Genomic DNA, 12,431 nt, shown 5'->3' with positions numbered 1-12,431 from the left:
ATGCCAACCAGGGCCAATTCGAGGAAGGTGGACTGAGTTCCATGGCGCAGTGGACTTCGGCGGTGGGACCGGCCCAGCTGGCCCGGCAGCTCAACGCGCAGCAGCCCCGGCCCGCGGGCCCCGGCACCCGAAAGCCTCCCGCCTACCGCGGGCTGGCCGACGGGATCCGCCTGCTCGTGCTCGAAGGCCGGGTCCCCGTGGCCGCCAGGCTGCCCGCCGAGCGCGAACTGGCGCTGGCACTGTCCGTGAGCCGCACGACGGTCGCCGCGGCGTACGAAGCCCTGCGCGCGGAGGGCTTCCTCGAGTCCCGGCGCGGCGCCGGCAGCTGGACGGCCGTACCCGCGGGGAACCCCCTCCCGGCCAGGGGTCTCGAGCCCCTGCCCCCCGAGTCCCTCGGCTCCATGATCGACCTCGGGTGCGCGGCACTGCCCGCCCCCGAGCCCTGGCTCACCCGCTCCATCCAGGGCGCGCTCGAGGAACTGCCGCCGTACGCGCACACCCACGGCGACTACCCGGCGGGCCTGCCCGCGCTGCGGCAGATGCTCGCCGACCGGTACACCGAGCGCGGCATTCCCACCATGCCCGAGCAGATCATGGTGACCACCGGGGCGATGGGAGCCATCGACGCCATCTGTCATCTCTTCGCCGGGCGCGGGGAGCGCATCGCCGTCGAGTCCCCCTCGTACGCCAACATCCTCCAGCTCATGCGCGAGGCCGGCGCCCGGCTCGTCCCCGTGGCCATGGCCGAGGGGCTGACCGGCTGGGACCTGCCCCGCTGGCGCCAGGTGATGAGGGACGCGGCGCCGCGCCTCGCGTACGTCGTCGCCGACTTCCACAACCCGACCGGCGCTCTCGCCGACGAGGACCAGCGGCGGCAGCTCGTCGACGCGGCCCGCTCGGCGGGGACCGTTCTCGTCGTCGACGAGACCATGTCCGAACTCCACCTCGACGACGTGGAGATGCCCCGGCCCGTCTGCGCCTTCGACCCCGCCGGCAGCACCGTCCTCACCGTCGGCTCGGCCAGCAAGGCCTTCTGGGCGGGCATGCGCATCGGTTGGGTCCGCGCGGCGCCCGATGTGATCCGCTCCCTGGTCGCCGCCCGTGCCTACGCGGACCTGGGTACGCCCGTCCTGGAGCAGCTGGGGGTCAACTGGCTGATGCGGACGGGTGGTTGGGAGGAGGCGGTGGCGATCCGCCGGGACCAGGCGCGCGAGAACCGGGACGCGCTGGTCGCTGCGATCCGCGCGCAGCTGCCGGACTGGGAGTTCGACGTGCCCAAGGGCGGGCTGACCCTCTGGGTCCGGACCGGAGGCCTGTCGGGCTCCCGGCTGGCCGAGGCCGGCGAGCGCGTGGGCGTCCGGGTGCCGTCGGGGCCGCGCTTCGGCGTCGACGGGGCCTTCGAGGGCTACGTCCGTCTGCCGTTCACGGTGGGCGGCCCGGTGGCCGAGGAGGCGGCGGCGCGGCTGGCGGCGGCGGCGCGGCTGGTGATCTCGGGCGGGGCGGGGACGGCGGGGACGGGGCCGGGGGCGGAGCCGCCGAGGACGTTCGTGGCGTAGGCCTGGGGCGGCCGGCGGGATTGCCCTGGGGGCCCCGATTGCCCCGGGCGTGGGGCGGTGCCCTGTGGTCGGTCCGGTCACCCCGTGGGCGGGTCCGGTTGCCGGGCCTGGCCCGGGGTCGGGCCGGTTGCCCTGTGGGTGGGCTGGTTACCCCCGGGGTGGTGCGGGGGCCGGGGGTCGACCTCGCGCCGGCGGGCGGCCTCGTGCCCCCGGGGCCCCGGACGCCTCCGCCTGTGGCCCGGCCTCGTGCCGGAGGGCGAGCTGGTGCCGGACCGGGCGTCCGACATCCGCCACCTGCGGCCCCGGCCCGCTTGGGTCGTGGCCTCGTGCTGGACCGGGGCTCCGGACGCTTCCCGCCTGTGGCCTTGGCCCGTGCGGGACCGAGGGCAACCGCGCGACCGGGTCGACCCGGGCGTTCAGCCCTCCGCCGGGACCGGGGGGAGGGACTCCGCCGCCGGGCCTGGGTCCGGGCCGGGGACGGAGCTCATGGGGGCCTGGCGCTCGGGGAGCAGGTTCAGGACCGCCTGGCGGTGCGCCTCGGTCGTCTCGTCGTCGTAGGGATCGGGCGTGGCCGGCACCTGGAGCCGCAGGACTTCCCCCGTACCCAGTCGGGCGTACCCGCGGCCCGGGGGGACTGTCGGCGTAGGGGTCGTGTGGGGCTCGGCGCCCAGGACGGACGCGATCTGCTGGGGCGACGCGGGCCCCAGGACGACCCGGGCGCGCGTGTGGGTCCGTACCGTCTCGCTCAGCGCCTCCACGCAGTCGAACTGCTCGGCCACGACGACCGTCACCTGGGCCGTCCTGCCGTGCCGCAGGGGCACCTGGAGGAGTTCCTGGGGGTCGGGCCGCCCGTCGGCCGCCGCGAGGTGGCCGAGGACGCTGGGGCGGTCCAGCAGGATCCACAAAGGGCGCTTGGTGTCGTCGGGCGGCGGGTGGCCCGCCTGGCGTGCCCGGTTCGCGGCGATCAGGCGGCGTTCGGTCTCGTGCGCCGCCCACTCCAGGCTTCCCAGCGCCCCGGCGAGCCCGCACTCGACCGTGAGGACCCCGGCGCGGCCGGTGAGGCAGGCGTACTCCCCGGTGCCGCTGCCCTCGACGATCAGTACGTCGCCGTGCGGCAGGGCCTGGAGGGCGATGGAGCGCAGCAGTGTGGTCGTGCCGCTGCCGGGCTGGCCGACGGCCAGCAGGTGCGGCTCGGTCGAGCGCGGGCCGGTGCGCCAGACGACCGGGGGTGCGTCGAGGGGGCCGTCGTCGGTCGTGACCGGGACCGTGCGCGGGACGGCGCCGGCGTCGGTGAAGCCCAGCACCGTCTCACCGGGGGCGGTGACGAAGTGCTGGGCGGCGATCGTGGTGGGCAGGGCGGGCAGGACGCTCATGTGGAGCTGGTTGCCCTCCTCGTCCCAGTCGAAGAGGTACTCGCGGCCGCGCCCCGACTTGGCGCGCAGCAGCTGTTCGATGCGGGCCCGGGCGGCCGGCTCGCCGTCGGTGAAGTACGCCGGGTAGGCGATCCGCAAGCGGGTGGGCCGCCCGGCGTCGTCGAAGGCGTGGTCCGCGAAGACGGCCGACCAGTCGCCGCCGTGGGTGAAGAGCGGCGCCGGGTCCTCCGGCACGGAGAAGTACGGGACCAGCGCCTCGTACACGCCCCGGAGGCGTTCGCGCTCGGAGTCGTCGGGTCCGGTCTTGGCGACCGTGCGCTCGCGCCCCTTCCACGCGGCCGCCGCCATCACCGAGACCAGGGCGAGAAGCGGCCCGTACGGCACGAGGGCGACCACCAGGACACAGGCCGCGACCAGGAACAGCAGGGGACCACGCCGGTCCGTGGGGGTCGCGGCCCACTTGGCGCGCGTGAGCGCGGCCAGCCTCCGCAGACCACGGGTGATCATGATCAGCGGATGGAGGACGTCGGTGGCGCTGTCGGCGGCCGTGCGCGCGATCTCTCGGCTGCGAGCGATCTGGGCGCTGCCGCTGCTCAGAATGCGGGGAAGTGGTCGCCGGGCCACGTCGTACTCCTGAGGTGTGGAAGGGGGCGCGAGGCGTCAGAAGTTGATCCCGCCCAGGAGGCTGGCCAGGCTCTGGCCGCCTGCCGTGATGCTCGGCGCGATCGCGGTGCCCGCGAGGTAGAAGCCGAAGAGCGAGCAGACGAAGGCGTGGGAGGCCTTGAGCCCGTCCTTCTTGAAGAACAGGAAGCAGATGATTCCGAGCAGCACCACACCTGAGATGGACAGGATCATGAGAGTTCTCCTGGTTGAGGGGGACAGTCACCATGAGTCCTTCCAGATTCACAGGAAGTATCTATGCGATAAAAGGTGCTAATGGGTGAAAGTCAGACGTTTTCACTTGACTGGCCGAGGGGCGGAGATCTCTCGGGTGGCGGCCCGGCGCGCGAGCGGGTCCTCGGACGGTTGGGCAGGCCCCGGGCCGGGAAGGGTCGCCGTGATCTTTGCCATGGACGGGCCGGGTCATGTCGCCGTACGAGCAGTACCCTGTCGATTCACTCGTACGGCGGCCCTGCCGTGCAGGTCGGCATGGGAAACCAAGCAAGCGAGAGGTGGTCGGTCCGATGAGCGAAGCCCCGGACTCCGAGGTGATCGAGCTGGCGTCCAAGATCTTCGATCTGGCGCGCCGGGGGGAGGCGGAGGCGCTCGCCGCGTACCTCGACGCCGGTGTCTCCGCGAACCTCACCAACGACAAGGGTGACTCGCTGGTGATGCTCGCCGCTTACCACGGCCACGCCGAGGCGGTGGAGGCCCTGCTCGCCCGGGGCGCCGACGCCGACCGTGCCAACGACCGCGGCCAGACCCCGCTCGCCGGCGCGGTCTTCAAGGGCGAGGACGCGGTCGTCCGCGCGCTCCTCGCCGGCGGCGCGAATCCGGAAGCCGGGACTCCGTCCGCCGTGGACACCGCACGTATGTTTGGGAAGGCGGAACTCCTGGAGCTGTTCGGCTCCCGGTGAACGGGGGTTGAACCGCAGGTGAGAGCCGTGCCGTAAATGTGGTCGCGGTGGCGAAATGGGTGGGTCATCATGACGTCGGGCCCGCATGGGGCCACCGACGAGAGGCAGAGGAAGATGGGAAACAGCAAGCGGAAGACGACGGGCGGCCACCCATGTTGCTGCGCGGCCTAGGCGATCACCTTGTTCCGGTATTCCCCGGTTGCGTCGACAGCTTGATGTGAGGCATCTTCCATGTTCGATCCAGTCATAGCGCCGAGCGGCACCCTGCTCGGCCTGCTGCAGAGAGGCCGTGGCGACGGCACACTGCACGCGCTCGCGGCGCCTCGCGCCGAAGCGCTGGCCGCCCTCAACCACTGCGTTCTCCACGACCCCCGCCACGACTGGCAGGTCGAGAACCGCTCCCTCTACTACGCCCGTCTCTTCCTGGACCTGCACGGCGGACTCCAGGAGATCGAGGCGCACCTCTTCTGCGCCGAGGACCACTTCGACGACGAGGAGTCGAGGACCGGGCTCGCGCTCGCCGTCCTCGGGCACCTCGCCTCCTACGGCCGCAAGGACGCCCTGGTGCTGCTGCGGCGCTACGCCGCCTCCGGTGCCAACTGGGCATGGGCCCTCGACGAGCTCGCCCTGCGCGACGACGACTCCGGGCTGCGCTCCCTCGCCCTGCCGGTCCTCGCCCGTTTCCCGGCGACGCCGGAGGGCGAGGGCGAGCTGGGCGCCGCCGTACGGGACGCCTTCGAGCCCCGGCCGTGGCGGCTGTGGGCCGAGGACCCCCGGGACGCGGTCGGCACCCGGGTGCGAGCCGCCCAGGAGCAGGGTTCCTTCGACCGCTGGCAGCGGCAGATGCGACCCAGTGGCCCCCGGCCCGGCTGGAGCGTCCAGGCCGTCTTCGACTGGGCCCAGCAGGGTCTGGAGCGCGGCAGCCCGCTGCATGTGCCGGCCGCCCGCTGCCTCACCGCCGTCGCCGGCCCCGAGGACCGGCCGCTGATCCTCGACGCGGCGCGCGGCGGCCCGGACGGCGCCCGGTGCACGGCACTCCACTACCTCGCCGAATCACGCGACCCCGCCGTGCTCGACCTGATCGAAGCCGCCGCGGGCAGCGCCTCCAGTACCGTCGCGGAAGCAGCCGTCAGCGCCTTCGAGCGCATGTGCGGCGAGGAGGCGGTCGACCGGGCCCGCGGCTGGATCCACCGGCCCGACGCGCTCGGAGCCTCCGCCGCCGGCGTCCTCGCCTGCCGCGGTGGCGCCCGGGACGCCCAGCTCGTCCTCGGCGCCCTGCGCGAGACCGTACGGGCCGAAGGCCCCGACGCCACGCCCCTCTACACCCTCGTGGACGGCGCGGGCCGGCTCGGCATCGCCTGCGCCGCGCCCGTACTGCGCCATGTCTACCGGGAGACCTCGTCCTCGCAGCTGCGCGGACGCACCGCCCGCGCCCTCGCCGCGACCGACCCGACCTTCCCCACCGGCTTCGCCGTCGAATGCCTGTGGGACTGCGAGGAGACGACCCGCGAGGTCGCCGCGCTCCACGCCGAGACCGGCGATGTGCGGGTGGCCGAGCGCCTGCGGCGACTCGCCGCGGACCCGGCCGAGGAGGCCGACGTACAGCTGGCGGTACGGAGCCGCATCGGCGGAGGCGGCCAGGAGACACCCGCCGTGTGAGCGGAATGGCCGGAAGGGACCGGAGCGCGAGCGACAGGCCGTGTGACCGGGCGCCGGACAGGCCGGAGTGACGTTCCCGCGGTGTGACCGACCGGCGGGACGGGGGAACGGCCGCCCTTCGGCTGCCGCCCACTGCGGCAGGATCACGCGCGACCCGGCGCCGGGCCACGAACCGGAACAGCCGCCCCGCAGCCGCAGGGACACCCTGCTCTGGCTGGCCACCGCCGGAACCGGCTGGGTGGCCCGGCGGTGCCACGACCTGCTGCCCCAGCTCCTGCGGCTGGCCGGCGCCGAGCTGCGCCACTGGGCCGACGGCACCGGCGCCCGCCTCGACCGGCATGCCGAACACGCGCTGAGCGCCGCACTCGCGGCGGTGTCCCTGGAGGCTCCGGCGGCCAGAATGGGGGAATGAGCGGGCGCTGGGAGTTCTGGATCGACCGTGGCGGCACCTTCACCGACGTGGTGGGCCGGAGGCCGGACGGCCGGCTCGTGACCCGCAAGCTGCTCTCCCACGACCCGGATCGCCGTCAGGACGCGGCCGTAGCCGGGATCCGGCTGCTGCTCGGGCTCGGACCCGACGACGCCGTACCCGCCGACCGGATCGACATCGTGAAGATGGGCACGACCGTGGCCACCAACGCCCTGCTGGAGCGGCGCGGCGAGCCGACCGTGCTGGTCATCACCGAGGGTTTCCGGGACGCGCTGCGGATCGCTTACCAGAACCGGCCGCGGCTCTTCGACCGCCGCATCCTGCTCCCGGAGGCGGTCCACGAACGTGTCGTCGAGGTGCCGGAGCGGATCGACGCCCATGGCGGCGTCGTGCGCCCCCTCGGAGAGGAGCCCGTGGCCGAGCAGTTGAGGGCCGCCCATCGGGACGGCTTCCGCAGCGCCGCCGTCGTCCTGATGCACGGATACCGGCACCCCGGTCACGAGATCCGTGTCGCCGCCCTCGCCCGCGCCGCCGGGTTCACCCGGATCAGCTGCTCCCACGAGGTCAGCCCGCTGATCAAACTGGTGCCGCGAGGCGACACGACGGTCGTCGACGCGTATCTGTCGCCGATCCTGCGCCGCTATGTCGACGAGGTCGCCGCCGAACTCGACGGGATCCGGCTGATGTTCATGCAGTCCAACGGAGGCCTGCGGGAGGCGGCGCACTTCCGCGGCAAGGACGCCGTCCTGTCCGGACCGGCCGGTGGTGTCGTCGGCATGGCCCGTACGTCGCGGCAGGCGGGGTTCGACCGGGTCATCGGCTTCGACATGGGCGGCACCTCCACCGATGTGTCGCACTACGCGGGTGAGTTCGAGCGTGAACTGGGAACGCAGGTGGCCGGCGTGCGCATGCGGGCGCCGATGATGAACATCCACACCGTCGCGGCGGGCGGCGGCTCGGTCCTGCACTTCGACGGCCGCCGCTACCGCGTGGGCCCCGACTCGGCGGGCGCGGTCCCCGGCCCCGCCTGCTACCGGCGCGGCGGGCCGCTCACGGTCACCGACGCCAACGTGATGCTGGGCCGCGTCCAGCCGGCCCACTTCCCCGCCGTCTTCGGGCCCGGCGGCGACCAGCCGCTCGACGCCGAGATCGTCCGCGAGCGCTTCCAGGCCCTGGCCGACGAGGTGGGTGGTGGCCGCTCGCCCGAAGAGGTCGCCGCGGGCTTCCTGGAGATCGCCGTCCTCAACATGGCGAACGCCGTCAAGAAGATCTCCGTCCAGCGGGGCCACGACGTCACCCGATACGCACTGACCAGCTTCGGCGGCGCCGGAGGCCAGCACGCCTGCGCCGTCGCCGACGCCCTCGGCATCGACACCGTCCTCGTACCGCCCCTGGCCGGGGTGCTCTCCGCGTACGGCATCGGACTCGCCGACGCCACCGCCATGCGGGAGCGGTCGGTCGAGGCGGAGCTGGACGGCGCGACGCTGGAGCGGGTCCGGGAGATGTGCGCGGACCTCGCCGAGCGGACCCGGCAGGAGCTGCGCGCCGACGGCCTTCCGGACGACGCCGTCACGACCCACGCGCGCGTGCTGCTGCGCTACGCGGGCACGGACGCGAGCCTGCCCGTGCCGCTGGCCTCCGCCGAGGAGATGCGCGCGACCTTCACCGCCACCCACCGCGCGCGATACGCCTTCACCATGGACAAGCCGCTGGTCGTCGAGGCGGTCTCGGTGGAGGCCGTCGGTCTGGCCGGACCGCACGGACCCGCGGCGGCCGGCGACGCCGCCGGAGAGGGCGTTCTCGGGCCGCGGGCGACGGTACGGATGTACGCGGACGGCGCGCCCGCCGACACCCCGCTGTACCGACGGGAGGACCTGCGGCCCGGGGACACCGTCACCGGGCCCGCGATCGTCGCGGAGGCCGACGCCACCACCGTCGTCGACCCGGGCTGGCGGGCCTCGGCGGGCGACACGGGGCATCTGCTGCTCAGCCGCGTGACACCGCGCCCGGCCAGGGTCGCCGTCGGCACGGAGGTCGACCCGGTCCTCCTCGAGGTCTTCAACAACCTCTTCATGGCCATCGCCGAACAGATGGGCGTGCGCCTGGAGAACACCGCCCACTCGGTCAACATCAAGGAACGGCTCGACTTCTCCTGCGCCCTGTTCGACGCGGAGGGCAACCTGATCGCCAACGCGCCGCACATCCCCGTCCACCTCGGCTCGATGGGGGAGTCGATCAAGGAGGTGCTGCGCCGCAACGGCTCGTCGATGCGGCCGGGTGATGTGTACGCCATCAACGACCCGTACCACGGCGGCACCCACTTGCCCGATGTCACCGTTGTGACACCGGTTTTCAGCGAATCCGGTGACGAGCTGCTCTTTCTCGTGGCCACACGCGGACACCACGCCGAGATCGGGGGCATCACGCCCGGCTCCATGCCCGCCTTCAGCCGCACCGTCCACGAGGAGGGTGTCCTCTTCGACAACTGGCTGCTCGTGCGGGACGGGCGGCTGCGCGAGAGCGAGACCCGAGCCCTGCTCACCGGCGCCCCGCATCCCTCCCGCGACCCGGACACCAACCTCGCCGACCTGCGCGCCCAGATCGCGGCCAACGAGAAGGGCATCGAGGAACTACGCGCCATGGCGGCCCACTTCGGGCTCGATGTCGTCCACGCCTATATGCGGCACGTGCGGGACAACGCCGAGGAGTCCGTGCGGCGCATCGTGGCCGGCCTGCGTGACGGCGCCTACCGCTACGAGACCGACAACGGAGCCGTCATCGAGGTCGCGGTGCGCGTCGACCGGGACCGGCGGTCCGCCGTCCTCGACTTCACCGGCACCTCGCCCCAGCAGCCCGGCAACTTCAACGCGCCCACCGCCGTGGTGATGGCCGCGGTGCTCTACGTCTTCCGCACCCTCGTCGCCGACGACATCCCACTGAACAGCGGCTGCCTGGTTCCTCTCGACGTGCGCGTCCCGGACGGCTCGATGCTCGCGCCCGCCTACCCGGCGGCGACGGTCGCGGGGAACGTGGAGACCTCGCAGGCGGTGACGGGCGCCCTGTACGCGGCGCTCGGCGTCCAGGCCGAGGGCTCCGGAACCATGAACAACGTAACGTTCGGAAACGACCGCGTGCAGTACTACGAAACGGTGGCGAGCGGTTCCGGCGCGGGTGACGGCTTCGACGGCGCCGACGCCGTGCAGACCCACATGACCAACTCGCGCCTCACCGACCCCGAAATCCTGGAGTGGCGCTTTCCCGTGCGCGTGGAGAGTTTCGCGGTACGGCGCGGCAGCGGCGGGCGCGGCCGGTGGCACGGAGGCGACGGAGTGATCCGCCGGATCCGCTTCCTGGAACCGATGACGGTGGCTCTGCTCACCGGCCACCGCCGGTCCGCCCCGTACGGGATGGCCGGCGGGGCCCGCGGCGCGCTCGGCGAGAACCGGGTGGAGCGGGCCGACGGCACCGTCGAGGTCCTGGGCGGCGTCGACACCGTAGAGGTCGGGCCGGGCGACGTACTGGAGATCCGCACGCCGGGAGGCGGTGGGTACGGCGGCGCGGCGGACTGATCAGAGCACCACGAACCGCAGCGGCGTACCCGGAACGGCCTGCGCCGCCGCCGCCAGGTCGCGTTCGCGGACCACCGCCACCACGGGATACCCGCCCGTGGTCGGATGGTCGGCGAGGAACACCACGGGACGTCCGTCCGGCGGCACCTGGACCGCGCCCAGCACCATCCCCTCGCTCGGCAGTTCTCCGGTGACGGCCCGTTCCAGCCGCGGGCCCTCGGTGCGCAGGCCGATCCGGTTGCTCGCCGCCGAGACCCGGAACGCGCCCCCGGAAAGGAGCCGCAGGGCCGTGTCCGGGAACCAGTCGTGGCGGGGCCCGAGCCGCACCCGCAGCACCACCTCGTCCGGAGGTCCGGGCCAGGGCACCGGATCGAACCGGGCCGGTCGCCCCGACGGCCTGCCCAGCGGCAGTACGGCGCCGTCGCCGAGCGGCTCGGGACCGAGGCCGGACAGCAGATCGGTGGAACGGCTCCCGAGCACCGGCCGGACCGCCACGCCGCCCGCGAACGCCACGTAGGAGCGCAGGCCGCGTGCCGCCGGGCCGATGTCGAGCAGGCCGCCCGCCGGGACGCGTACCGCCGCCCCCCAGGAGGCCGGCCGCCCGTCGACCGTGACCGGACAGGGCGCCCCGCCCACGGCGACGGTCACCGCGCGACGCGGCCGCACAGCACAGCCGTTGACCGTGGTCTCCAGCACCGCCGCGCTTTCCGGATTGCCCACGAGCCGGTTGACGAGACCCGCCGCGCGCGGATCGAGCGCCCCGGAGCGCGGCACGCCCAGGTGGGCATGGCCCGGCCGCCCCAGATCCTGCACGGTGGTGAGCGCCCCGGCCCGTACGACCGCGAAGGCCCGGTCGGTCATCGCTGCTCCGCCGGCTCGGGCACGAAACGGACCCGGGTCCCGGGCGCCAGCAGCGCGGCGGGCTCGCGCGCCGGCTCCCACAGGGAGACCCGGGTCGTGCCGATCAGTTGCCAGCCGCCGGGCGACGAGCGGGGGTAGACGCCGGTGTACGGGCCGGCCAGCGCGACCGAACCGGACGGGACGGAGGTACGGGGGGTGGCCCGGCGGGGTACGGCGTACCGCTCGGGAAGCCCGGTCAGATAGCCGAAGCCGGGGGCGAACCCGCAGAATGCGACGCGGAATTCAGTAGCCGAGTGGATGCTTACGGCCTCTTCCTCGCCGACACCCCACAGAGCGGCGACCTCGGCGAGGTCGGGACCGTCGTAGCGCACGGGCACCTCGATCGCGGGCGCCTCGCGCGTGTGCGGCGGTGGAACGGTCCAGGAGACGATCTCCGCGGCGAGCCTGCCGGGTTCGTCGAGACCGTCGAGCAGGACGGTCCGGGCGGCCGGCACGATCTCCCGCACCGGCGGCAGCGCACCGGACGCGCGGCGGCGCACCAGCTCCGCGTGGAACGCCTCGGTCTCCTCACCGCTGTCCAGCTCGACGAGCAGGGCCCGGTCACCGACCGGCAGGGTCCTCATACGAACGCCTCGACGCGGACCCCGGACGCCTCCATCCGGTCACGGACGCGGCGGGCGAGCTCCACCGCGCCCGGGGTGTCGCCGTGCAGGCAGAGCGAGCGTGCCCGTACGGCGATGGACCGCCCGCAGCGGGAGGCCACGACCCCGAAGCGGGCCAGGGAGACGGAACGCTCCACAACGGCCTCCGGGTCGGTGATGACGGCGCCCTCCTGTCCCCTCGGCACCAGGGTTCCCTTCGATGTGTACGCCCGGTCGGCGAAGGCCTCGGGGACCACCGGCAGCCCGGCCTTCTCGGCCATCGCGTGCAGCCGGGAGCCGGGAAGCCCGAGCACCGGAAGCCGTTCACCGGTCAGCAGCACCGCGTCCACCACGGCCTGCGCCTGCTCCTCGTCGTGAACGACGCGGTTGTAGAGCGCGCCATGAGGTTTCACGTACGACACCCGGGAGCCGGCCGCCCGGGCGAAGACCTCCAACGCGCCGATCTGGTAGGCCACTTCGGCGGCCAGCTCGTCCGGCGGGACGTCCATGGAACGACGCCCGAAGCCCGCCAGGTCGCGGTACGAGACCTGGGCCCCGATCCGTACGCCGCGCTCGGCCGCCAGCGAGCAGACGCGCCGCATGGTGACGGCGTCCCCTGCGTGAAAGCCGCAGGCGACGTTCGCGCTGGTGACGACGGACAGCAGTCGCTCGTCGTCGGTCAGTTCCCAGCGGCCGAAGCCCTCTCCGAGGTCGGCGTTGAGGTCCATCGAGGCCCAGGTCATCGTCGTTGTCTCCCGTCGTGCG

10 protein-coding genes are annotated in these 12,431 nt (G+C 73.6%); 5 read left to right on the top strand and 5 right to left on the bottom strand.

From position 1 onward, the window contains the following. Positions 1-41 precede the first annotated feature (41 nt). Positions 42-1,556: an SCO1417 family PLP biosynthesis transcription factor gene (locus ACZ7J0_RS28835; RefSeq protein ID WP_470892194.1), complete on the top strand. Its 1,515-nt coding sequence runs from the start codon at positions 42-44 to the stop codon at positions 1,554-1,556. Between the two features lie 416 nt (positions 1,557-1,972). On the opposite strand, the gene ACZ7J0_RS28830 is transcribed toward ACZ7J0_RS28835, so the two are convergent. Further along, entirely contained in the window at positions 1,973-3,553 is a 1,581-nt protein-coding gene (locus ACZ7J0_RS28830) for a hypothetical protein (RefSeq protein WP_470892192.1), read from the bottom strand. Positions 3,554-3,589: 36 nt separating this feature from the next. Then, positions 3,590-3,784 (bottom strand): hypothetical protein, encoded by a 195-nt coding sequence (locus ACZ7J0_RS28825; RefSeq protein ID WP_215073481.1) that lies wholly within the window; start codon positions 3,782-3,784, stop codon positions 3,590-3,592. A gap of 329 nt (positions 3,785-4,113) precedes the next feature. Here ACZ7J0_RS28825 and ACZ7J0_RS28820 point away from each other — a divergent pair, with 329 nt between their 5' ends. From ACZ7J0_RS28820 to ACZ7J0_RS28805, 4 genes are all read left to right on the top strand, one after another. Next, a complete protein-coding gene (locus ACZ7J0_RS28820) occupies positions 4,114-4,506 on the top strand; it encodes an ankyrin repeat domain-containing protein (RefSeq protein ID WP_470892190.1) in 393 nt (130 codons plus the stop codon). A gap of 231 nt (positions 4,507-4,737) precedes the next feature. Further along, the gene (locus tag ACZ7J0_RS28815; RefSeq protein ID WP_470892188.1) at positions 4,738-6,165 is read left to right on the top strand and encodes a HEAT repeat domain-containing protein; all 1,428 of its coding nucleotides are present in this window, start codon (positions 4,738-4,740) and stop codon (positions 6,163-6,165) included. Positions 6,166-6,232: 67 nt separating this feature from the next. Next, positions 6,233-6,577 (top strand): hypothetical protein, encoded by a 345-nt coding sequence (locus ACZ7J0_RS28810; RefSeq protein WP_470892186.1) that lies wholly within the window; start codon positions 6,233-6,235, stop codon positions 6,575-6,577. After that, on the top strand, positions 6,574-10,164 hold the full coding sequence (locus ACZ7J0_RS28805) for a hydantoinase B/oxoprolinase family protein (RefSeq protein ID WP_470892184.1): 3,591 nt from the start codon (positions 6,574-6,576) through the stop codon (positions 10,162-10,164). Before ACZ7J0_RS28810 ends, ACZ7J0_RS28805 begins: the two co-directional genes overlap by 4 nt. On the opposite strand, the gene ACZ7J0_RS28800 is transcribed toward ACZ7J0_RS28805, so the two are convergent. Genes ACZ7J0_RS28800 through ACZ7J0_RS28790 form a run of 3 tightly spaced genes read right to left on the bottom strand, consistent with a single transcriptional unit; the run spans position 10,165 to position 12,409 of the window. Then, positions 10,165-11,025: a 5-oxoprolinase subunit C family protein gene (locus ACZ7J0_RS28800; protein ID WP_470892182.1), complete on the bottom strand. Its 861-nt coding sequence runs from the start codon at positions 11,023-11,025 to the stop codon at positions 10,165-10,167. After that, complete coding sequence (gene pxpB / locus ACZ7J0_RS28795) at positions 11,022-11,648, bottom strand: 5-oxoprolinase subunit PxpB (RefSeq protein WP_470892180.1); 627 nt, start codon at positions 11,646-11,648, stop codon at positions 11,022-11,024. The genes ACZ7J0_RS28800 and pxpB overlap by 4 nt, the downstream gene beginning before the upstream one ends. After that, complete coding sequence (locus tag ACZ7J0_RS28790) at positions 11,645-12,409, bottom strand: LamB/YcsF family protein (protein WP_470892178.1); 765 nt, start codon at positions 12,407-12,409, stop codon at positions 11,645-11,647. Before ACZ7J0_RS28790 ends, pxpB begins: the two co-directional genes overlap by 4 nt. Positions 12,410-12,431: the final 22 nt, after the last annotated feature.

The sequence above is a fragment of the Streptomyces sp. NPDC038280 genome (genome assembly GCF_055600045.1).
The sequence above is the reverse complement of the archived record's forward strand: the minus strand, read 5'-3'. Positions and strand labels throughout refer to the sequence as shown.